22 protein-coding genes are annotated in these 22,526 nt (G+C 63.3%); 10 read left to right on the top strand and 12 right to left on the bottom strand.

What is annotated here, in order from left to right; all coding sequences use genetic code 11:
* Positions 1-284: hypothetical protein (locus Q4G22_RS08880; RefSeq protein ID WP_303385546.1), on the top strand; the 284-nt coding region annotated here is incomplete at its 5' end.
* A 163-nt stretch (positions 285-447) separates the two neighbouring features.
* Here the strand turns inward: Q4G22_RS08880 and Q4G22_RS08875 are convergent.
* From Q4G22_RS08875 to Q4G22_RS08855, 5 genes are all read right to left on the bottom strand, one after another.
* Complete coding sequence (locus Q4G22_RS08875; protein ID WP_303385545.1) at positions 448-2,355, bottom strand: acyltransferase family protein; 1,908 nt, start codon at positions 2,353-2,355, stop codon at positions 448-450.
* A gap of 131 nt (positions 2,356-2,486) precedes the next feature.
* Positions 2,487-4,529: a DNA helicase RecQ gene (recQ, locus tag Q4G22_RS08870; protein WP_303385544.1), complete on the bottom strand. Its 2,043-nt coding sequence runs from the start codon at positions 4,527-4,529 to the stop codon at positions 2,487-2,489.
* On the bottom strand, positions 4,529-4,822 hold the full coding sequence (locus Q4G22_RS08865) for a YggT family protein (RefSeq protein WP_303385543.1): 294 nt from the start codon (positions 4,820-4,822) through the stop codon (positions 4,529-4,531). The genes recQ and Q4G22_RS08865 overlap by 1 nt, the downstream gene beginning before the upstream one ends.
* Before the next feature lie 12 nt (positions 4,823-4,834).
* Complete coding sequence (gene asd, locus Q4G22_RS08860) at positions 4,835-6,007, bottom strand: aspartate-semialdehyde dehydrogenase (RefSeq protein ID WP_303385542.1); 1,173 nt, start codon at positions 6,005-6,007, stop codon at positions 4,835-4,837.
* A gap of 59 nt (positions 6,008-6,066) precedes the next feature.
* Entirely contained in the window at positions 6,067-6,639 is a 573-nt protein-coding gene (locus Q4G22_RS08855) for a hypothetical protein (RefSeq protein WP_303385541.1), read from the bottom strand.
* Positions 6,640-6,769: 130 nt separating this feature from the next.
* Here Q4G22_RS08855 and Q4G22_RS08850 point away from each other — a divergent pair, with 130 nt between their 5' ends.
* The 5 genes from Q4G22_RS08850 (at position 6,770) to Q4G22_RS08830 (ending at position 11,305) form a co-directional block, all read left to right on the top strand.
* A complete protein-coding gene (locus Q4G22_RS08850) occupies positions 6,770-7,333 on the top strand; it encodes a thioesterase family protein (protein WP_303385540.1) in 564 nt (187 codons plus the stop codon).
* Between the two features lie 104 nt (positions 7,334-7,437).
* Positions 7,438-8,808, top strand: a complete 1,371-nt coding sequence (locus Q4G22_RS08845) for an MFS transporter (RefSeq protein ID WP_303385539.1) — start codon at positions 7,438-7,440, stop codon at positions 8,806-8,808.
* Entirely contained in the window at positions 8,805-9,692 is an 888-nt protein-coding gene (gene mepA, locus Q4G22_RS08840) for a penicillin-insensitive murein endopeptidase (RefSeq protein ID WP_303385538.1), read from the top strand. Before Q4G22_RS08845 ends, mepA begins: the two co-directional genes overlap by 4 nt.
* Positions 9,665-10,549, top strand: a complete 885-nt coding sequence (locus tag Q4G22_RS08835; protein WP_303385537.1) for an esterase-like activity of phytase family protein — start codon at positions 9,665-9,667, stop codon at positions 10,547-10,549. The genes mepA and Q4G22_RS08835 overlap by 28 nt, the downstream gene beginning before the upstream one ends.
* Before the next feature lie 153 nt (positions 10,550-10,702).
* Complete coding sequence (locus Q4G22_RS08830) at positions 10,703-11,305, top strand: VUT family protein (RefSeq protein WP_303385536.1); 603 nt, start codon at positions 10,703-10,705, stop codon at positions 11,303-11,305.
* A gap of 277 nt (positions 11,306-11,582) precedes the next feature.
* Here the strand turns inward: Q4G22_RS08830 and Q4G22_RS08825 are convergent, their stop codons facing one another.
* From Q4G22_RS08825 to Q4G22_RS08810, 4 genes are all read right to left on the bottom strand, one after another.
* A complete protein-coding gene (locus Q4G22_RS08825) occupies positions 11,583-12,512 on the bottom strand; it encodes a DNA/RNA non-specific endonuclease (RefSeq protein WP_303385535.1) in 930 nt (309 codons plus the stop codon).
* Positions 12,512-12,766 carry a hypothetical protein gene (locus tag Q4G22_RS08820; RefSeq protein ID WP_303360646.1) on the bottom strand — a complete coding sequence of 85 codons (255 nt, stop codon included), beginning with the start codon at positions 12,764-12,766 and terminating at the stop codon, positions 12,512-12,514. Before Q4G22_RS08820 ends, Q4G22_RS08825 begins: the two co-directional genes overlap by 1 nt.
* Before the next feature lie 10 nt (positions 12,767-12,776).
* Positions 12,777-14,318, bottom strand: coding sequence for a S8 family serine peptidase (locus Q4G22_RS08815; RefSeq protein WP_303385534.1), 1,542 nt, complete (start codon positions 14,316-14,318; stop codon positions 12,777-12,779).
* 69 nt (positions 14,319-14,387) lie between these two features.
* On the bottom strand, positions 14,388-15,857 hold the full coding sequence (locus tag Q4G22_RS08810; protein ID WP_303385533.1) for a tetratricopeptide repeat protein: 1,470 nt from the start codon (positions 15,855-15,857) through the stop codon (positions 14,388-14,390).
* Between the two features lie 290 nt (positions 15,858-16,147).
* Here Q4G22_RS08810 and Q4G22_RS08805 point away from each other — a divergent pair, with 290 nt between their 5' ends.
* The 3 genes from Q4G22_RS08805 to Q4G22_RS08795 are packed head-to-tail and all read left to right on the top strand — an operon-like array spanning position 16,148 to position 19,130.
* Positions 16,148-17,122: a phosphatase PAP2 family protein gene (locus tag Q4G22_RS08805; RefSeq protein ID WP_303385532.1), complete on the top strand. Its 975-nt coding sequence runs from the start codon at positions 16,148-16,150 to the stop codon at positions 17,120-17,122.
* Entirely contained in the window at positions 17,113-17,379 is a 267-nt protein-coding gene (locus tag Q4G22_RS08800; RefSeq protein WP_303385531.1) for a hypothetical protein, read from the top strand. The genes Q4G22_RS08805 and Q4G22_RS08800 overlap by 10 nt, the downstream gene beginning before the upstream one ends.
* Positions 17,376-19,130, top strand: coding sequence for a hypothetical protein (locus Q4G22_RS08795; protein ID WP_303385530.1), 1,755 nt, complete (start codon positions 17,376-17,378; stop codon positions 19,128-19,130). Before Q4G22_RS08800 ends, Q4G22_RS08795 begins: the two co-directional genes overlap by 4 nt.
* Before the next feature lie 7 nt (positions 19,131-19,137).
* Here the strand turns inward: Q4G22_RS08795 and Q4G22_RS08790 are convergent, their stop codons facing one another.
* On the bottom strand, positions 19,138-19,317 hold the full coding sequence (locus Q4G22_RS08790; protein WP_303385529.1) for a hypothetical protein: 180 nt from the start codon (positions 19,315-19,317) through the stop codon (positions 19,138-19,140).
* Positions 19,318-19,334: 17 nt separating this feature from the next.
* Between Q4G22_RS08790 and Q4G22_RS08785 the strand changes: the two genes are divergently transcribed.
* Entirely contained in the window at positions 19,335-19,763 is a 429-nt protein-coding gene (locus Q4G22_RS08785; protein ID WP_303385528.1) for a hypothetical protein, read from the top strand.
* A gap of 65 nt (positions 19,764-19,828) precedes the next feature.
* On the opposite strand, the gene Q4G22_RS08780 is transcribed toward Q4G22_RS08785, so the two are convergent.
* Both Q4G22_RS08780 and Q4G22_RS08775 read right to left on the bottom strand, forming a co-directional pair.
* On the bottom strand, positions 19,829-20,467 hold the full coding sequence (locus Q4G22_RS08780; RefSeq protein WP_303385527.1) for a membrane integrity-associated transporter subunit PqiC: 639 nt from the start codon (positions 20,465-20,467) through the stop codon (positions 19,829-19,831).
* A 4-nt stretch (positions 20,468-20,471) separates the two neighbouring features.
* On the bottom strand, positions 20,472-22,523 hold the full coding sequence (locus tag Q4G22_RS08775) for an intermembrane transport protein PqiB (RefSeq protein ID WP_303385526.1): 2,052 nt from the start codon (positions 22,521-22,523) through the stop codon (positions 20,472-20,474).
* Positions 22,524-22,526 lie beyond the last annotated feature (3 nt).

Below are 22,526 nucleotides of genomic sequence, written 5' to 3'. Positions count from 1 at the left end.
ATCGGCAAAACCGCCCGCATATCCCTTCAATAAAAACATCAATGTCAAAAAGCAGTGGAAAACAAAACAACCCAAACCGCGCTAACTTCCTAGCGCCGTCAAGTCGCCTTCTCTCCAAGGTTTTTCAGATTTCCCTTGTTTTTCAAGGTCTTCCCGAACCGTTCAGCGTGTTCCGCCGTTCGGTGAAGGGGTATTTAGGGTCTGACGCCGAAGGCCGCAAGCAGAAAATTCGGGAAAAATCCTCCACACGGTCAAATTTCCAGCAATCATATGATTTACAATGATTATTTTTATGACAAAATCTTCACAATCCGCGCGGGGATCAGGCTGATCCACGCGGACGGCACCAGAATCAGCAGAATCAGCGGCGGGATTCGGGCGAATCCACGCTGGCCCCGGCCCAGATATGCCACGAAAAAGGCGCACCCGATGGGGTGCGCCTGATTCTCATCGCGTTGCCAGCAGTGCCGATACGACAAGATCGGCACCATATTTGCCGAGATGATTATCGTCCGTATAAAGCAGATGCCCATCCAACTGTTGCAGACATTGCTGATCGGTATCACTTGGGCACAGCACCTGCGTCGGGTCAAAGTAATCTGCGGCGCGGCGCAGCACCGCCACGGTGTCAGCATGGCGTTGCTGATAATCCGCATAGGGATAGGACAGCTTTGACGGCAACAGTGCCGCCAGCCGTACCACATCGGCCCCGACCTCGGGGGTGGGACCGATCACCGTCAGCTTGTCCATCCCGGCGATGAAATCGCCAATCGCACTGCGCAGATTGGCCTGCGCCTGCACCGCATCAGAATGATCGCCAATCAGACGGATCGGCCGGCCTGGCGCGCGCTCTGTCACGCCGTGTGAACTGCGATAAGACGTGCCATCTATGTGCTTGGTCCAGCGATGAAACAGGTAGATATGGTCGGGATGCAGCGTGGCCACCCGTTTCCAGATATCGTTATCGCCCAGCACTTCAGCACAACGAGGGATGTCTTGGGATCCGGAAACCCCCGGCAAGACCAGACAGCCCGGCGCGTAAAAGGAAACCAGCCCCTGCCCCCGTGCCGCAAGCTGTTCACGCAGCGACAGCGAAAGGTATCGCGCATGGCTGTCACCGACCAGCACCGAATAGGGGCTTCCGGCAAGCTCGGCTTCGCATTTTTCCCATGCCGCGTCCGAGACACCATATTCAAAGGTGCAGACATGCGTATCCATTGGCGATGTCCGGGCGAACTGCATCAGCGCGGTGCGCGATCCGTTTATCAGCCAGCCACCGCCAATCAGTGCAAAGGCAAGGCATCCCGCAAGACTGGCCGCAAACAGGCTGCGCCGCGAGGGAAGTAGTCCCCCTCTCGCGCGGAAGGGCTGTTCGATAAAACGCCAGCTAAAGGCCGCCAGCAGCAGCGACAGAACCGACAGCGCCAGCATCATCGCCAAAGGCGCATCCATGACATAGCGCAGCCGCGCAAAGGCAAAGACCGGCTGGTGCCACAAATAGGCGGAATAGCTGATAAGCCCGATGGCTACGAAAGGCCGCCACGACAGAAAACGCGCCGTCCCGGTGCCGGTCGGCGCGAACAGGATAATCAGCGCGGTTCCCAGCACCGGCGGCACCGTCCACAGGCTGGGATAGGGCGTCGCATGATCATAAAGCGCCACCGGAACCAGAATCATCAGTAACCCGGCAAAGCCCACAAAAGGCACCCGCCAGGCACTGCGGTCTTGCAGCAGAAAGGCGCAGATCGACCCGGCCAGTAACTCCCAGACCCGCGTCGGCAACAGGAAAAATGCCGAGCTGGGTTTGGAATGCACGATCAGTTCCGCCAGTGCCAGCGACAGGGCGGCACCCGCCACGACGATCCAGAACACCCGCTGTCGCCCGAACCGCCAGCACAATGCCAGAAAGGGCGGGAAGAACAGATAGAACTGTTCCTCGACCGCCAGGCTCCAGGTGTGCAGCAGCGGGTTGAATTCGGCCGCGACCGAAAAATAGCCCTCGCTTTTCCAGAACAGGATGTTCGAGGCGAACAGCACCACAGCAATCAGACTGCGGCCGAACAACCGCGCCTCGTCCGGCATCATCCACGCCCAGGCAAAGGGAATACAGCACAGCATGACAAAGAACAGCGCCGGCAGGATGCGCCGTGCCCGACGCTCATAAAACCGCGCGATCGAGAAATCGCCGCGCGTCAGTTCACCCAGCAAGATCGTGGTAATCAGATAGCCGCTGATGACGAAAAACACGTCAACCCCGACATAGCCGCCCGAAAACCCCGGCGCACCGGCGTGGAACAGGATGACAGGCAGCACCGCAAACGCGCGTAGCCCGTCGATTTCTTTGCGATACCGCATGACTTAACCACTTGTGAAACAGTTTTCTGCGCTGGCGCCTAACACCACCACAGCGGCTTCGCTATGCTTTACCTGCGTTGTCTTAAAAATTTCTTAATGTTATCAGATATTAGATTAATTAGCCTGCGCCATCAGGCCTGTTCCACCCGGATTTCATCCAGAAACGCCGCGCCAAAGCGGTCGATCTTGTGATCGCCCATACCTTGCAGTCGCGCCATCTGATCCAGCGTGGCAGGCTTGCGTTCAGCGATCAGGCGCAAAGTGGAATGGGTGCAGGACAGCGGCTTTTCGGTGCCGTCCGCCCCGCGCGCCAGCCGGTTCTGCGCGGCCAGCAGGCGGTCGAACAGATCGCCCTCGGCCCGACCGGCCAGCTTGCGGCGCGTGGGGTGCATCGGCTGCGACGCGCCGGCGATCACCTCAAGAAAGGCCGCGCCATAGCTTTCCAGCTTTTTCGCGCCCACACCGTTGATCCGCGCCATCTGATCCAGATTCTGCGGCCGGGCCTGCGCCATCTCGATCAGCGTGCGGTCAGGGAACACGACATAGGCCGGCACCCGCGCCGATTCCGCCAAAGCCCGGCGCTTGGCCTTGAGCGCGGACAGCAGCGGCGCATCTTCGTCATCGACCAGCGCACGGGGTTCCGCCACCAGCGCACGCCGTGCCGCCGGATCGCGGCGCAGGATGACCTGTTCTTCGCCGCGCAAAACCGGATGAGCGGCGGCGGTCACATGCAGCGCACCATGGCGTGCCGGATCGGGGCGGCACAGGTCGCGGCCCATCATCTGCCGGAACACCGCCTGCCATTCGCCCTTGGACAGCGCCTTGCCGACGCCAAAGGTCGGCAGCGCCTCGTGCCCGCGTTCACGCACCTTGGGCGTGGCGGTGCCGGTCAGGATGTCGATCAGATGCCCCGCGCCGAACCATTCGCCGGTGCGCAGCATCGCCGACAGCGCCATCCGCACTGGATCAGTGCCGTCAAAGGTCACGGGCGGTGTTTCACACAGGTCGCAATTGCCGCAAGGCGCGCTGTCTTCCCCGAAATAGCTCAGCAAGTGCTGACGGCGGCAGGAAATCGCCTCGGCCAGCCCCAAAAGCGCGTTCAGCCGTCCATGATCGGCCTCTTTGCGGGTGGGATCGGCCAGCCCCTCGTCGATCTGGGTGCGGCGCAGGCGGATGTCATCAGGGCCGAACAAGGTCAGCGTTTCCGCCGGATCGCCGTCACGGCCCGCACGACCGATTTCCTGATAATAGGCCTCGATGCTTTTGGACAGATCGGCATGGGCCACCCAGCGGATGTCAGGCTTGTCAATGCCCATGCCAAAGGCGATGGTCGCCACCACGATCAGACCGTCTTCGCGCTGAAACCGCGCCTCGACGGTGCGGCGGGCCTCGGATTCCATGCCGCCGTGATAGGCGGTGGCGCGCAGACCCTCGGCCTCCAGCGCGGCGGCCAGTGTTTCGGTGCGCGCGCGGCTGGCGCAATAGACAATGCCCGATTGCCCCGCCCGCGCCCGTGCGAAATCGAGGATCTGGCGGCGCGGGCCATCCTTGGCGCGGAATTCCAGCCGGATGTTGGGGCGGTCAAAGCCGCGCAGGAATGTTACCGGATCGGTGCCGTCAAACAGCCGCTGCACGATCTCGGCCCGCGTTTCGGGATCGGCGGTGGCGGTAAAGGCGGCCAGCGGCACGTTCAGCGACCGGCGCAGATCACCGATGCGCAGGTAATCGGGGCGGAAATCATGGCCCCATTGACTGACGCAATGCGCCTCGTCCACGGCGATGGCAGTGACACCGGCGCGGCGCAGCAGGCTGGTGGTGCCCGACAGGGCCAGCCGTTCGGGGGCCAGATACAACAGCTTCAGTCGCCCATCTGACAGCGCCCGCAAAGTGGCGTCGTTTTCATCAGCACTGTTGCCGCTGGTCAGGGCACCGGCAGCCACCCCCGCTTCGGCCAAGGCGCGGACCTGATCGCGCATCAGCGCAATCAGCGGCGAGACGACAACCGTCACCCCCTCGCGCATCAGCGCGGGCAATTGAAAGCACAGCGACTTGCCGCCGCCGGTCGGCATGATCGCCAGCACATCGCGATCCGCAGCCACGGCCTGAACGATTTCCTGTTGTCCGGGGCGGAAATCGCTGAACCCCCAGACCTGACGCAGCAGATCGCCCGGCATCAGAAGCCGTAGAAGAAGCCCGCGTTATTGGCCAGCGCGCGTTGCAGGATGATGACGATGATGAACACGACCAGCGGCGCCAGATCCAGACCGCCGGTATTGGGCAGCATATTACGGATCGGTGTGTAGATCGGTTCCAGCAGACGGGTCAGCCCGTCCCAGATCTGCGCGACCAGCGGCTGACGCAGGTTCAGCACCTGAAAGTTAATCAGCCAGGACATGATGATGTGAATAATCATCACCCACCAGACCAGGTTCAGGATCAGCATCAGGGCCTGATACAGCGTGACCATGGCGATGCCCCCTTATGCCTGAATCAGAATGCGCAGCATCCGGCGCAGCGGTTCCGCCGCGCCCCACAGCAACTGATCGCCGATGGTGAACGCGCCGACATAATCCGGCCCCATCGCCAGCTTGCGGATGCGCCCGACCGGAATGGTCAGCGTGCCGGTCACGGCCACAGGGGTCAGATCGCGCAAGGTATCCTCGCGGTTGTTCGGGACCACCTTCACCCAGTCATTGTCGGCGGCGATCATCGCCTCGATCTCGTCCACCGGCACGTCGCGTTTCAGTTTGAAGGTCAGCGCCTGACTGTGGCAGCGCATCGCGCCGACGCGCACGCAGAACCCGTCCACCGGGATCGCCGCCGCGTCCGAGCCGCCGACCGCATCCGGGCCAAGGCCGAGGATCTTGTTCGTCTCGGCCATGCCCTTCCATTCTTCGCGGGTCACGCCATTGCCCAGATCCTTGTCGATCCACGGGATCAAGGATCCGCCCAGCACCGCGCCGAATTGTTTGGATTCGTCCGTGCCCAGCATCGCCTGCTGGCGCGCCAGAACCTGACGGTCGATGTCCAGAATCGCCGATTTCGGATCAGCCAGCAGATCAGCGACCGAACCGTTCAGCGCGCCATATTGCGTCAGCAACTCGCGCATATGCTGTGCCCCGCCACCCGAGGCCGCCTGATAGGTCTGCGTGGACATCCATTCCACCAGCCCGGCCTTGAACAGCGCGCCGACGCCCATCAGCATACAGGACACGGTGCAGTTCCCGCCGACCCAATTGCGCCCGCCGCGCGCCATCGCGGCCTTGATGACGTCCATGTTCACCGGGTCCAGCACGATGACGGCATCACCCTGCATCCGCAGGGTCGAGGCCGCGTCGATCCAGTGCCCGTTCCAGCCTTCGGCCCGCAGACGCCCGAACACCTCGGTCGTGTAATCGCCGCCCTGACAGGTGATGATCGCATCACAACGGGACAAAGCGCCCAGATCATAGGCATCGGCCAGAGGCGCATCGCCACGCGGCGCGGCACCGCCCGCGTTCGAGGTGGAAAAGAACAGCGGTTCGATCAGGTCGAAATCGCCTTCGACCTCCATCCGGTCCATCAGGACCGAACCCACCATCCCGCGCCAGCCAACCAGCCCGACCAGCGGTTTCTTTCCATTCGCACCCAGCATCGCATCACGTCCGTTCATCGAAAATCGCGCCATACCTAGTGCAAGGGCGGATTCGGCGCAATGGGCGGGTTAAGAGATCAGGGACCGGCGCGATCTCTTGGTTTTTCGGCACAGCCCGCATCCCGAAGGATCGCACGATAAGAATCCGCCGCCTTTTCATGCCGGTTTTCGTTCCAAGAATATCTGCTTAACGCATGAGAGGGCGGATTCGCCGCGTTTTTCATCAGATTCGCGCATTCATCATCAAATGAACTGGTGCGGGGAAGGCTGTCTACACGACCGGACAATTCGTTCAGGGCTGCGGCCAATGCGTTCAGTTGAGAGGCCGTTTCCTGCCCCCGCCCCTCGATCACCGTCAGCCGGGCGGGCAATCTGTCCGCTGCCGCCGTTGCCTGTATCCCTGCCAGATCATTCACGGCTTTTGTCAGATCATTCAGCGTTGCGCGCGTGTCGTTGATCCGCTCCTCCAATGATCTCAGGTCGCGTCTTGCCTCGACATCTTGCCCGGACTGACTGGCCCGAGCCTCAAGCGCTTTGATCCGCTCATCATCGCGAGCCAATGTCGTGTTAAACAACATAATCCAACCCAAAGAGGTCAGCACCACCGGGATTATCACAGCCACAATCGTTTCTTTGGTCAGCCAGCCCATGACTTGCCCCTTGCATCAGCAGCTTTGATGCAATTCAACCCATGGTGGATTACCCCGTCAACCTTCCGCCACGTCCCCGCTTGACCCGCCGCGCCGCACAGGCCAATCGGGGCGGGAAAGGACGTGTGCCATGTATCCCTTTGTTCGCTACGTCAAGGAACTGCTGAAATACCGCAAGGCGCCGCCGCTGGCGCCGACGGGTGTGCATATTTCCACGCATATGTGCTGGCCCTGGGATCTGGACCCCTGGGTCGAGCTGAACAACGGCCGCACGCTGACCTTGTATGATCTGGGGCGGATTCCGCTGGTGATCCGCACCGGGCTGATCCACACCCTGCGCCAGAACCGCTGGGGCATTACCGTGGCGGGCAATTCGGTTCGCTATCGCCGCCGCATCCGGCTGTTTCACCGCTTTACCATGGTGTCGCGGACGATGGGCTGGGACGAGCGGTTCTTTTACATCGAACAATCCATGTGGATGGATGGTCAGTGCTGCAACCAGATGCTGGTGCGCACCGCCGTCACCTCGGATCAGGGGATCGTCGCGCCCACCCGCGTGATGCAGGCCGCCGGTGAAAACCCCGAAAGCCCCGCCCTGCCCGACTGGGTGCAGGCGTGGATTGCCGCCGATGCGACCCGGCCCTGGCCCCCTGCCCTGCCACCCGAGGCTGAAAAGGCTGTCGCCACCCATTGAACAGGGTGGACAGCGGCGGCACGTCCGGGCCTTATGGCGCTGCTGAACCGGGGGTTTTCCACCCCCGGACCCCCGAGGATATTTTTGGACAGAAGATGCCTGTCATGGACCGCAAGCGTATCTGGGGATGGTGGTTCTTTGACTGGGCCAGCCAGCCCTATCACACCCTGCTGGTGACGTTTATCTTTTCGATCTATTTCGCCGAGGTGGCCAGGCAGCAGTTCATGGCCGCCGGGCTGGATGAGATGGCCGCCGGGGCACAGGCGCAGGCGCTGTGGGGCTATGGGCTGGCCGTATCGGGCGCGGTGATTGCACTGCTGGCGCCGGTTCTGGGGGCGGTGGCCGATACCTCGGGCCGCAAGATGGCGTGGATCTGGCTGTTTTCGGCCTTTTACGTGTTCGGATCAGCCGGGTTATGGCTGTTGTCGCCAGACCAGCCCGCGTTGCTGATGGCGGTGACGTTTTTTGCCATCGGCATGATTGGCGTCGAATTCGCCACCATCTTTACCAACGCCCTGCTGCCCGGCCTTGCCCCACGCGACGAGATCGGGCGCGTATCCGGTTCCGGTTTCGCCTTTGGTTATCTGGGCGGGCTGATCGCGCTGGTTGCCATGCTGCTGCTGTTTGCCGAGACACCCTCGGGCAAGACGCTGATCGGCATCGACCCGGTGCTGGGACTGGATGCCGCCCGGCGCGAGGGCACACGCTTTGTCGGACCGTTTACCGCGCTGTGGTATATCGTCTTTATGGTGCCGTTCTTTTTGTGGGTGCGTGAACCGCGTGGGTCGCGACAGCCGGTTCGCATCCGTGCGGCGCTGCGTGATCTGTGGGCGCTGATCCTTGGGCTGCGTCACCGGACCAGCCTGCGCAACTGGCTGATTTCGTCGATGCTGTCGCGCGATGCGCTGAATGCGCTCTATGGGTTCGGCAGCGTTTATGCCGGGACGGTGCTGGGTTGGCCGGTGTTTATGGCGGGGGTGTTTGGTGTCGTCAGCGTTATCGCGGCCACGATCCTGTCATGGGCGGGCGGGCGGGCCGACCGTCGCTTTGGGCCAAAACCGGTTATCGCCGCCTGCACGGTGATCCTGATCGGCGTCTGCCTGATCGTTATCAGCATGGATCGCGATACTGTCTTTGGCATGACGGTCGGGCGCGCACCCCTTTTTGCCGGGTTGTCCCTGCCCGATCTGATCTTTTTTGGCTGCGGTGTGGCGATTGGCGGCGCAGGCGGTGCGCTGCAATCGGCCAGCCGCACGATGATGGTCCGCCACACGACCGAGGAACGCGCCACCGAAGGGTTTGGCCTTTACGCCCTGTCCGGCAAGGCCACCGCCTTTGCCGCGCCGTTTCTGATTGCCCTGACCACCGACCTGACCGGCAACCAGCGGATGGGAATCTCTCCGCTGATCGTGATATTCCTGCTGTCTCTGTTGCTGCTAATCTGGGTCAAAGCAGAAGGAGAGGACACCCCGTGATCCGCAAACTGTCCCTGATCGTTGCCGCCCTGGTCGGGCTGGCTATCCCCGCCGCCCCGCCTGCCCATGCCGACCCGCTGGCCAAGGATGTGTTCGGCGGCTTTCGCAGCGCCAATGCCGGACCAAAGGGCGCCATCGGCAGCTATTCCCGCGGCTGTGCCTCGGGCAATGTGCAACTGCCCGAAACCGGGCCGACATGGCAGGCCATGCGCCTGTCGCGCAACCGGAACTGGGGCCAGCCCGAACTGATCGACTTTCTTGTGGGACTGTCGCGGGCGGCCACACAGGTCGGCTGGCCCGGGCTGTATATCGGCGATCTGTCGCAGCCGCGCGGCGGGCCGATGGTATCGGGCCATGCCAGCCACCAGATCGGTCTGGATGCCGACATCTGGATGCTGCCGCCGCAATCGCTGAACCTGTCACCACAACAGCGCGAGAATATCTCGTCGGTGTCGGTGGTGGCGCAGAACGGCCTTGGCATGTCGCGGCACTGGAGCGCCAGCCACGCCGCCCTGATCCGCGCCGCCGCCATGGACCCGCGCGTGGACCGGATCTTTCTGGATGCCGCGATCAAGGTGGAAATGTGCCGGATGAACAACAATCGCGGCGCATGGCTGCAAAAGCTGCGCCCGACGCCGAACCACGATTATCATTTCCACGTGCGCCTGCATTGCAACAGCGGGTCGTGCAACAATCCGGCAACCCCGGTGGCGCAACTGTCGGGCAATGACAACGGCTGCGGCGAGGCGGCGCAGGAGCTGCGCTATCGCGCCAACCCGTCCACCCGCCCGCGCGGCACCCCCGACCCGGATTACCGCCATCCCCGCACTTTCCGGCTGAGCGAACTGCCGCGCCAATGCACCAACGTCGCTGGCGCGCGCTGATCGCCGCCTTTGCGCTGGCGGCCCTGCCCGCCGGCGTATTGGCGCAAAGGCTGGATCATATCGGCACCTATGTCTGGCGCGTTCCGGGCGACCGGGATTTTGGCGGCTTTTCGGGGGTCGCGCTTTCGGCGGATGGCAGTGCTTTTCACGCCGTCACCGACCGGGCGCATCTGTATTGGGGCACGGTGCAGCGCGACGGCAATGGCCGCATCACCGGGCTGAGCATCACCGGCCGCAGCCATCTGACCGACAGCCGGGGCAATCCGCTGCCCCCCGGACGGCTGGGCGATTCCGAAGGCATCGCCATCGCCTCTGACGGCACCATCTGGATCAGCTTCGAGGGGCTGGACCGTATCGCCGCCTATGCCACCCCGCAATCGCGCGCCAGCCGTATCCCGCCGCCGCGCGCGCTGGCCGATCTGCGGATAAATTCGGGAATGGAGGCGCTGGCCATCACATCCGACGGGGCGATCATCGCCATACCCGAACGATCCGGCCACCCCGACCAGCCCTTTCCGGTGCTGCGCTGGCAAAACGACATCTGGGACGTGCCCTTCACAATCCCGCGCCGGGGCCGGTTCCTGCCGACAGGGGCCGACATCGGCCCGGATGGCCGCCTTTACCTGCTAGAGCGGGATTTTCGCGGACTTCTGGGCTTTTCCTCACGCATCCGCCGCTTTAACCTTGATGGCACGGGCGAACAGGTGCTGCTGGAAACGCGCCCGCTGCAATATGACAACCTCGAAGGCATCAGCGTCTGGGACGACGGCACCGGACTGCGCCTGACACTGATTTCGGACGACAATTTCAACATTCTGCAACGCACTGAAATCGTCGAATATCGCCTGACCGAATAACCCTGTCGGCTTGCTGTTCGTCTAAATACACGGCTTGGGGCGACCCCGCGCCGCCCAGAACAGCCTTGACACAACGGCCCGCCCCCGCGTATGCGCCGCCCTTGCCCGACCTTGGGCCGAGTTGTTCCGCCACCTTGTAAAACGGAAATCCGCATGACCCGCTTTCTGCCCGGCATCATTGCCATGGCCATCATCGTCGTGGCCGCCAATATTCTTGTTCAATATCATATCGGCGCCTATCTGACCTGGGGTGCCTTTACCTATCCGTTCACCTTTCTCGTGACCGATGTGATGAACCGGGTCTATGGACCTGCTGCCGCGCGCCGCGTTGTCTATGCCGGTTTTGTCACCGGGGTTGCCTGTTCGCTGATTGCCTTTGGCTTCGATCTGACGACGCTGCGTATCGCCATCGGGTCCGGCGTCGCCTTTCTGACCGCACAATTGCTGGATGTGGCCGTCTTCAACCGCCTGCGCGAAGGATCGTGGTGGCGTGCACCGCTGATGTCGTCTTCTCTGGGGTCGCTGGTCGATACGGCGCTGTTCTTTACCATCGCCTTTACAGCCGCCCTGCCCCATGACGCCAACACCGGCTGGGCCAATGAAGCCGCGCCGCTGCTGGGATTTGGTCCCGAACTGCCCTTCTGGCAATCCTTGGGCGTGGCCGACTGGCTGGTGAAAATGCTGCTGGCGCTACTGGCTCTTGTGCCGTTCCGCATCATCGTGCGCAATTTGTTGCGACAACAGCAAGAAACCTGATTGACAGATTCTCGATCTGTGGCACCCTGTCCTTGCAACGGCAACTTATTGAAAGGAGGTGGTCCAGTGTCGAGAGTGATATTGGAGAGAGGTGTCGGAACAGTCAGGGGGGCCGTGGCCTGAGGGCAAACCCAAAGGTCGTAAACCCTGATTGGGACGGGGCGGACTTCCATCCCTAACCGGACCATCTCCGTGGATCTCGCGGGCCGTTCCTCCTCGGACGGCCCGTTTCCTTTTTCGGGATTGTCTGAAAACCTGGCAGGCCGGATACGGGAGGCTATCGCATCAGATAGACGTCGCCGACCCCGGTAACGCGGATTTCCAGATCGGGGGATGCCCCGGCCATCACATCGCATTCTGCCCATTCTGTCAGCTCAAGGCCGCTTTCGGCGGCGATGGCGGCGACGGGCACCTGACTATCGTGGAAATCAGCAAAGACAAAGCGGCCGCCCGACGGCCGCGGCAGGTAATCCATCTGCGACCGCCGATAACCGATGGTGGTCAGTTCGCCCGAATCTGCGTGAACAAAGGCGATCACCTTCCAGAAGGCGGTCGGTATCCGGCGGTTGTAATAGACGGGATCATCGGGCGACAGCACCGGCCCGGTGATGACCGACACCCGCATGTTGGCGCGGTCGGTATTGTCCAGCACGTAATCTTCCAGCCGCAGCCAGATACCACCGTTGAACCCCTGCCGCTGCGGCGCGACATTGGTGATATGAAACGTATCGGCATCAGCCTGCCGCGCGGTATCGCGGTCGCCCCAGTTCGGGTCTTCGCGCCGGGTCATGTGGCCGCGGCTGAACAGACCCTGCCCCTCGTGACCATAACCTTGCCGCAGGTTCTGATATTCGGGGGCAATGCGTGGATCACGGCGCCATGTGTTGCTGCGCGGGATCGTGCGGTCGGATCGGCTGCCGTCAATATTGCAGGCGCTGAACAAGGGCAGCGCGCGGGATCGCGACATGCGCACGGAAAAATGGGTATAGCGCAGTTCCGTCGGGTCTTGTCCGGGGGACAACGCATCGGGGATCAGCGGCACCAGATCGTCAGACCAACGGCCCGCACCGGGCAGCGGCAAAGGATCGTCGGGCTGAACAAAGGCCGGATCGTATCCGCCGCGTGTGGCATAACTGTCCAACGGCAGTTGCGATTCCGTCACGCGCAGCATGGCCAGCCCGTCATCAGGGCCGAAACGGCGGGTCATCAGCGCCGCATCGCCTTGTGCGGGGGATTCAGCGACAGGATCTTTTCTTGTGACAGCCGCCAATGCGCCAGTTCGCCGGCGCAACGGCGCACCTCGCGCGCGGGGCCTTGGACGCGGATGGTGCCGGGCAGGATTTCCTCGGCCGGCAGCGGGCTGAGATGATCCAGAACCTCGGCCGTTTCCTCGCGCGAGGGATCACAGTCATCGGAATAGACCAGCACATAGCTGTGGATGTTCTTGCGTTGCGCCTTCATCATCTTTCCCCTAACCGATCAGCCCCGCCCCTTCGTATCTGTTGCCGAACCCGATCGGCACCGCATGGCTGTTCGCCATTCTGATAATGTCGTCGGATCGCTGTTGGTTTCGCTCTGCCGACAAAATTTCCGCATTGGCCGACAGCAACCGCGCGAACAGCCCGGCCACCGCCGGACAGGCCATCGACGTGCCGTCCATCACGCCCTTCGAGGTCTTGTTGACCCAAGATATAATACCAACGCCCGGTCCGATAAAGTCCACTTCTGGGCCGATATTGCTGAAAGAGGCGAAAAAGCGGTCATTCACCGGCGCCGGGTCGGCGGCGACATTGCGCCCGGTGGACGCGCCATCCGGCCAGGCGTTCAGCACCCCGCCCGCCGATACCGCCACCACCACACCGGATCGCGCCGGATAGGACACCGGCGACATGTAATCATTGCCGGTGGCCGCGATGCAGACCACGCCCAAGGCCCGCGCCCGCCGCACCTCTCGCGAGATGGCGATGGGTTCGGACGCCTGCCCCAGACTGAGGTTGATAATGTCGCAGCCATCCTCGACCGCCTGGCGGATGGCGCGGGCGATAGAAAATTCGCTGGCCCCACCGGCATCCTTTTCAAAGACACGATAGGAATGCAGAACGACCGCGGGGGCCACCCGCGCGACGATGCCAGCCACATGCGTGCCATGCCCGCTGCCATTGTCAAACCATTCATCCGCCGGTTCCGATCCGGTGGTGTTCAGGCCCTTTTCCAGATTCAGCCCCTGTGCCGGATCAACGCCGGTGTCGATAATGGCCACCCGCACCCCCTGCCCGTCCATGGGCTGGGCCGGGGTCAGCATCCGGTCCAGCCCGTCGCGGAAATCCTTGGCCAGCGGGGTCAGAGCGATGGTCAGTTCGGTGGCGCCGGTATCGTGCACCGCAACCGATTCCGCGCCGCCCGGCCAATGCCCGGAAAAGGGCTGACAGATCACCGCGTCGATCACGCTTTGCCCGGCAGGCAGCGGGGTGCGGTAGCGCCCGTTCTCATCCGTGACCACATCGGAAATGCCAAAACCCCGCCGCGCGTCCAGCACGATCACCAGCGGCACCCCGGCCACCGGCTGGCCGGTTTCCGCATCAATGCAGCGCAGGTCCAGTTCCTTGGCCGAACGAAAGGCCGCGGGCCGGGCATGACGACGGATCAGGTTCACAGCCCCAGGCCACAGCGGGATCAGCTGCAATTCGCGCCGCACCCGCAAACCGGGATAGTTGCGCTGCAATTCCCGCGCCTGATCGGCGGTCATGGCGACCAGCGATGCCTCGTTCTCGCCGATGGAATCAATCAGACGGATACGCCCGACATCGGTCTCCATCACCCGCAGCGGCGGGCGGACCGCCGGGACCGAACCATCATCACTGCCCTGCGTCAGACTGCCCATCGGGCGCAGGCCACGCCTGTTGAACAGGGTGTGGTGCATCGACCGGAACAGGCGAAAGCTGGTCGTGTCCATGCTGTCGTTAAACACGTTGTCATCGGGGACGATCACATAACGGGCGGTCTTGCGCGGCATCCTCGGCTCCTTGTTGCAACCACAAGGCTACACGGCTTTGCCCCACCCGCGCCAGAGGGCATCACCCGCCTAGATCAGCCCCGAGCGGGTGATCGCCAGCATCCCGGCATTGCGCAGAGAATCAACCGGATAGCCGTCACTGGCCATCAGATCCAACGAGAAATCCGGCTCGATCTGTTTCAGCTTTATCAGCGCCTGACGCGCCCCTTCGTGGTCGCCGTTGTGATACAGCAAGGCCGCCAGAAACCGCAGCGCGGGGCGGTTGTCGGGGGCCATCTGATGCGTGGCGGCAAAAAACCGCTGTGCCCCTTCCAGATCGCCATGCCGGAACGATGCCGCGCTGCGCCGCAGCAGCCAGGTCGCCGGGTTCAGCGCCGACAGCGCGCTGTTCATGCCGTCACTGGCGATGCTGGCGGCCTCCTGGTGGCGGTCCAGATCGCTTAGCACCAGTGAATGCGCAAACATCGCCAGCGGATTCAGCGGATCGGCCCGCACCGCCTGCTGCACCAGCCGGTATTCGGTTTCCTTGTGGTTGCGATAGGATGCGATCACCGCCGCCACCGCCAGAACAGTGGCGTTATGCGGCGCCAGTTCCAGCGCGCGTCGGGAAAATTCGTCGGCTTCGTCCAGCGCGCCTGCGGGATCATCAGTCAGCCGTTCGATCAGCAAGGTGTTGCGGATATAGGCCCTCAGCGCCAGCGCAACAGCAGGCCGAAGCTGGTCATAGCTGGTGTCCAGCACCTGATCCGCCCGCATCAGCGGCAGTCGGGAATAGCTGAAAATATCACCCAGCGGGAAACGCCGCGTCTGATTCAGTGCATCCGCCGCCTCGGCCGCCTTGAGGATCGCAAAGGTCATATCGGCGGCGCACAGATGCGTCTGCATACGGCTGCTGCCGGTTTCGATATGGAACGACTGGTTCCAGATCACATGTGCGGTGCCGGTCTGCACCAGCGACGCCGACAGCATGGTGCGGTCGGCCCCGCGCAGCGCCCGCACCCGCAACACCAGATCGGCCTGCATCTCGGCGCCGTCATCCGGCTGAATGACGATCAGCGGCGTGATGTCCGAGGCACGCAGGGCGGCCTCCATCATCAACATTTCAGCCAGCAGCGCGGCATCCGGGTCGGTGGAAACCGGGGACTGAACCATCAGCCGGGGCGGACCAGCAGACAGCGGCGCTGCCGGAGCCACGGCCCGGTTTTCGACATGCATCCGCGTATCACGCAGCCAGTTTTCGAATTCGGGGTCGGGAATATCCAGATCGGCGGCGAATTCCAGCGGGCGACCATCGGGACCGGGCCGGGGCGTCAGATCGACGATGACGCTGTTCATATCCAGCCCGATCCAACCCGGACCGGACCGCAAAACATCGCGCCGGTCATCCAGCGCCAGCCGGATTTCACGCAAAAGCTGTCGGATGCTGGCCGCGCCCTGTTCCGGTTCGCTGCGGCTATATAACAGATCCTGTAAATGCGTCTTGGTCTGCCGCAACCCGCGCGAGATACCCAACACCGCCAACAACCCGCGGCCTTTCATGCTGCGAGGCGTCCGTTCACGTCGGTCAGAACCAGCCATGGTCACAGAACCGATAAGCCTGAGTGTCAGGTGTGTCACAGTTGTTAAATGTTGTTGCGCAGACCCGAACATGCTATTGCTGCACCGCAAAGAAGGCCAGCATAATCAATGCTCAGGCTGTTCTTTGGGGCAGGGCGGGTGCAGATATGTCGATCCTGAACGCAAAAAATGCGAAAAACGCCAAGAATGCAAAAAATGCCAAGGCATTAGGGGATAATGCCCCTGCTGACACCCTGCTGGCCGAAGCCTTGATGCGCGCCCGTGATGGCATCGTCGGGTCGGGCCTTATCACCGGACAGGCGCCCGGAACGCCGGTTCTGGATCAGGGCGAGAGGCTGGCACGCCTGTCGGCTGATTATCGCAGCACGGTTGTGCTGACCGAATTGCTTGAGGATATGGCCTTTGAATCCGCTTCCGACACGGGATCGCCCGTGGCCCATACCGCCCGATGGCAGCGCCGGGCAACCGCGGGCGATCTGATGCCGCTGGCCGAATTTATCGCCCCAAAGCCCGAGGATTTCCGCCGCGCCATTCCTCTGGTCGGGGGATATGCCGATCTGCGTGATGATCGCATGGCCGAAATTCTGGCCCAGACCACCGACCTGATGCCGTTCTTTACCGCGATCCTGCCGCTGGAACCCGAACGCAGCCGCCGCATCGGCGATATGCTGTCGATTGCGCTGGATCTGTCGGATTGCGCAGTGATGCGGGTCAAGCTGGCGCTGGGTTGCCCGCGCCCGAACCAGTTTTCCAACCGGATTCAGCCGGTGATCAACACGCCCGCCCATGCCGCCTTTCCCTCGGGCCATGCGACGCAGGCGTTTCTGCTGGCCACGCTGCTGACACTTCTGGACGATCCGGGGGCCACGCTGGCCGCCGACAGCCAACTGTTCCGCATGGCCAGCCGCATCGCCGCGAACCGCACGGTTGCCGGGGTGCATTACCCCGCCGACAGCGCCGCCGGGGCGATGCTGGGGATGACGCTGGCGCGCTATCTGGTGGCGCGGGCGGTATCGGCGGGGCAGGCGGGCGGCGTTCGGATGGACGGCACCCGCTGGGTGCAGGGCAATCAGCCGCGCGATTTCCATCTGGGCGAATTTGCGCAGATGCTGACGGGCGATGACCCCGCCGCAGAATTCACCGCCGCCAGCCCGGTGCGCCCGGCACCCCTGTGGGGTTGGCTGTGGGCACAGGCCCGCAAGGACTGGACCAACCGATGGAGCTGAAACCCGCTGCGGCGCTGACCTTTTCACCGCCACAACCCGCGTTCGAGGATTACCCGCCCGGCATGTCGCCCTATGTGCATCGCTGGCTGGATCTGCGCCGCGAACTGACGCCCGATCCGGGTGATGCCGCAGCACCCCTGTTCAGCCAGATCGAAGCCGCACTTTGCGATCTGATCGACCGTGCGCTTGGCCATGACCGGCACGATGGCGCATCACCCCCTGACAGCAATCCGACCATGACCGGGGCCGCGCCATGATCGCACAGGCCATCGTTTCGGCCTTTTCCACCTTTCTGGCCGATCCGGGCGGCCTGTTACCCCCTGATGCGATGAGTGATGATCCGGGGAACGAAGCCTGGGGCGGCGCCAGATCAGGCGGTTTTCTGAACGATGCGGTTCTGCCCGCCGATCCGGCCCGCGCCGCGATCATCGCGGTGATCGACGACGCCATTCCCTTTGCGCATGAAATGTTGCGGGCAGGGGATCACAGCCGGGTCGCCGCGATCTGGGCGCAGGATGCCCGGCCCGGCCCCGGCGGCGATCTGCCCTTTGGCCGCGAATGGCGCGGGCAGGGGATCGACAGGCTGCTGGCCCAACTGCGCAATGGCAGCCTGCCGGACGAAGATTCGCTGTATCGCGCCGCCGGGGTGCTGGATTACGGGCGCGGGCTGCGGCCCTCGGCCGGTTATGCGGGCGGACATGGCGCGGCGGTGGCGATGCTGGCCGCCGGTTTCGCCCCGGATGACACAGCGGGCCGCGATCATCCGGTAATCGGCGTCAGCCTGCCCTCGAAACTGACCGAGGACAGTATGGGCGTATCGGCACCGCCCTATATTCTGGCGGCGATCCTGTTCGTGGTGCTGCGCGCGCGCCAGCTTTGCCGCTTTACCGAGGAACGGCACGGGCTGGCATCGGGAACGGTGCGGATGCCGCTGGTTATCAACATCAGCTATGGCTTGACCGCCGGGCCGCGTGACGGGTCCAGCTTGCTGGAACAGTTCATGGACGCGCTGTCGCGATCCGGGCCGCGCGATCTGGGACCGATCCGTTTCGTGCTGCCGATGGGCAACCACCGACAGGCGATGTTGTGCGGGCGGCTGCGCCGGGGGCAGGAGCTGACATGGCGGCTGCAACCGGGCGATCACACCGACAGCGCCGTAGAGATATGGGGGCCGCGCCTGCCCGAACCACCGACGCGCCCCTTTGTGCTGCATCTGGCTGCGCCGGGCCAGCCGCCTGCGCCGACCACATTCACCGCCGACGGCCAGATCAGCATCCTGCGTGACAGCGCCGAGGCTGAAATTGCGCGCGCCTATTATATCGTGCAGCGCAGCGGCGATGGCCGCACCTGGCGCGAGGGGATCGTCCTGATCGCCATGCCGACCAGCCCGGACAAGCCCGGCCACCCCTGGGCACCGCCGGGCGACTGGCAGATCAGCATTGACCCGCAGGCCCCGAACGGCATTTATGAGATCAGCGTGCAGCGTGACGAAGCGGTGCCCGGCTATCCGCGCGAGGCGCGGCAAAGCGCGCTGATCTGCCCACATTACCGGATTTTCGATGACGTCGACCGAATGCTGCCTGACGATCCGCCGCGCAGCCGGTCACGGGTGCGGCGGCGACATACGCTGAACACATATGCAGGCGGCGCGGAAACGCTGCGGGCAGGGGCGGTGCAACTGCGGCCTGCGACATCGCGCGACGGGGCAGGGGCCGGTTCGATCTACAGCGGATTGCTGACATGCGGGCGCAACGGCGACATTCAGGCGGTGACGGATCGCAGCGGCACCGTTTCCGGCATTGCGGTTGCCGGGCGCGACAGCGGATCGGTGCGGATTACGGCGGGCACATCGCTGGCGGCGCCACAGCTTGCACGGTGGCTAGCCGGGCAGATGGCAGCCGGGTTTTGTCCCGCGACTCGCGATGGCGTTATTACCCATGCCGCAGCCGGAACCCCCCTGGCAGAAGTGCCCGTGCTGCCATATCAGCCGAAATTTCCTGAATACTGACCCCCGATCACACAGACATAACAACCGTATGACGTGATCCACGCAAAATTTTTTCGCTTTCTGTGCATTTTTCACGCCAGAGGTCGGAATTTTTCACGCTGCATTCACGCCCACCCGTCATAGCTGCACTCATGGCAAAAGACGGCGCGCGGCCAAATCCACAAACAGCCCGCACGGTCTTGGACATCAGGGGGGTCGGATGCCATGACGGATCGGAAGGAAGACAATATTGTGATTGCCGCCCTCAGGGCGTTGTGCGCGGTTCCTGAGGGGGTCGTCAGCGATAACAATGCGCGCTGGGCTGTGAATACCGGACAGCCGGTCGCGGGCGCTCGTTCCGCCGCCGACCACCCGGACCTGAACGATTACCGCAGGGTTATGCGGGAAAACACCTTGCTGACCGACCACGCCGAAATGTTGGCTTGTGCGTTGGGGGCGTGCCCAAATTGTTGGGGCACAATCCCGGATTGTGAAGATTGCGGCGGTGTCGGTCAGCCGGGGGCCTTCAATCCTGACCCGGCTATGTTTGCCAGATTCGTCCGGCCAATTATCGACCGAATGGCTTGGCTCGCCTCTGACCGGGGCACAAGACAGCGTTCCGGTAAAAATCGTCCCATGGGTTATTCCGCGTAATCAGTTCGTCCTCAACCATTTCACCCATGGAACGGGACGGGCGGCCAAAAGGCCGCCCGTTTCCGTTATAGCAACGGCGGCAGATCAAACGGATCGATCGCGGCGGGGCGGCGGGTGACAAAGCTGCTGCCCGGCCCGCCCAAAGTGGCGATCTGCCGGGCCAGTTGCGTGATCGCCGCCGATTGCGCCAACGCGACGGCCCCCGGCCCCTGATCCTGCAACGGCACCACAATATCAAAGCTGCGCGCATGATTGCCGCCCGCCGTGCCGCTTTCATCCGACACGTAATAGCTGCCTGCCAGACGATAAGTGCCATTCGCTTGCGCCAGCGCGCGTTCCACGCGCACGTCGATCTTGCGGTCAGGCACGGTCATCAGCGGCCACGGCTCGGCGATGACGGTTGCACCGGACAGTTCGGAAATCGACCGCGCCAGCACCAGCGTAAAAGCGCGCTGCGGATTATCGGCCCAGATGTTACGCGGGTTCGAACGCACCGCACCATCCGGCGTCTGCCAGGCGATTTCATCATGCGCCGCATATTCAGGCAGGGATACGTCACGCAATTCGGCGGTGCCCAGCCGGTTGGGCAGTTCACGCGCGGCGGTCGGCGGATCGACCAGATAGCGCCCGGTCTTTTCCGGGTTGGAACAGGCGGCCAGCAGCAGCAACAGCGCGGCAAACGGGGCAAGGGCGGTTCGGATCATGCGGTCATCGTCCCAGAATAAAGGCGCGGGGGTTGCGTTCGATGGTGCGCGCCAGCGATCCAAAAGCCGCCGTCGCCCGGCGCAATTCGCGCAGCATCGTCACCGCCTCGGTGTTAAAGGTCGAACGGTCGCCATAGGCGGCGATCACCGCCTCGGCCCGTCCGGCGGTCTGTTGCAGACGCTGGACAAGCTGCGGCAGATCACGCACGGCCACCGCAACCTCGTCCGCGGCGACGCGGGCCGAACCAAGCGCGGCATTCAGACTGCCCGCAGCATTGCCATCGCGCAGATCGTTCAGCAGACCAGAGGCCGCCTGCAAGGTATCCGACAGATGGCGGGGCAGTTGTTCGGCATCCTCGGACCCCAGCATCACGCGCAGATCCTGCAAGATGCCCTCGGCCTGGGTGCTGATCTCGGCAAAGTTGAATTCCTCGATCTTGGCCGCCGCGCGATCCATCTTTTCGATCATGTCCGGCGCATTCGCGGCCGCCTCGCGCAGCGATTGCGCCGCCGCCGATGCTTCTGACAGCAGGGTGTTCAGATTGTCTACCGCGCCGCTGTCTTTGAAATCCTGCACCATATCGCGGATGTCGGACGACGTGCTTTGCGCATCATCCAGCGTGCGGCGCAGGGTTTCGGGAATGGCGCGTGTATCGGGATTGCTGGCCAGATGGGTGATGCTGTTCATCATGTCAGTGGCGGATTTCAGCACGTCTTCGATCGGCAGATTGCCAATGCGCGACAGCATCCCCTGCGCCGTATCGCTGAAATCGGACAGATCGCCGGGCACCGAAGGGATGATCGGATAGGGATCACCCGCCAGATCCAGCATCAGCGGCTGTTCCGGGGTCTCGGGCAGCTCGAACAGCTCGATCATCAGCGAAGTGCCAAGAAAACCCGCACTGGCCGGGCGGGCGCGCAGGCCCTGTTCCACGGCAGAGGCAATGAATGCCGTCACCTGATCGCTGCTTGTATCGGGGGGCAAACCCAGCCGTGCCGGCGATAACGCGACCGTGACCTGTTGAAACACCTCGCGCGGCGGATCGGTGCTGACCCGCACCGACAGATCGGTCACACGTCCGACGCTGAGGCCCTGAAACTGCACATCGGCCCCGCGTTCCAGCCCGCGCACCCCCTGTTCCAGCAACAGCGTGAACCGCGTCTGACCGGATTCGTCCCCGGCAAAGATATTGCTGCGGGCCGCATCCTCATCAGCGTTCAACGCAAAGACATGGCCGCGTTCGACCGGCGCACCACCGCTGACGAAGGTGCCGAACTGGATACCCCCCTGCAACAGCGACGCCAGCGAGTTGACACCCACCGACACCCCCTGCGTGCCAAGGCTGACCGACACCCCGCCGCTGTCCCAGAACACGCTGGCCGTGGTCAGCCGCTGATCGTGCGGGGCTTCGACAAAAACATCGGCCTGCACGGCTTCGCCATCGGGCGAGATGCGCAGGTTCTCCATCCGTCCCACCGGCAGGCCGCGATACATCACCGGCGCGCCTTCGGACAGACCCTCGGCATCATTGGTCTGCACGATCACCCAGGTGCCCTTGGCATCCTCACGCGTCAGCGGTGCCCGGTCCAGCCCGATGAAATCGCTGCTGGGTTCGGTAACATCGGCATCCCAGTAACCTTCGATAAAGGCCCCGGTCAGCACCGTATCCAGCCGGGTGATCCCGCGCGCCGTCACCTGCGGGCGCACGATCCAAAATTCGGCCTGATCGTCGATATATTGCGCCAGATCGCGGTCCACCCGAATATCGACGATGACCGAGGACAGATCTTCGGTAAACCGCACCGCCTCGACCTTGCCGACATTGATTTCGCGGAATTTCAGCGGGGTTTCGCCCGGATTGATGCCGGTGGCGTCCCTGAACGCGACATGGATCAGCGTGCCGCGCCCCATATAACTGTTCCAGCCGATGGCCAGCGTCACCAGCAGCGCCAGGATCGGCACCAGCCAGATGATGTTCACCCCCGCCTCGGCCGCGCGGCGGGCGGTGCGGCGAACCGGGCTGGCAGGTTGCAGGGGGGGAGGTGTGTCAGTCATGCA

Origin of the sequence: Paracoccus sp. (in: a-proteobacteria), assembly GCF_030538655.1 — a bacterium.
Classification (GTDB): domain Bacteria; phylum Pseudomonadota; class Alphaproteobacteria; order Rhodobacterales; family Rhodobacteraceae; genus Paracoccus.
Note: the sequence above shows the minus strand (reverse complement) of the source record. Positions and strands in the feature narration are given on the sequence as shown.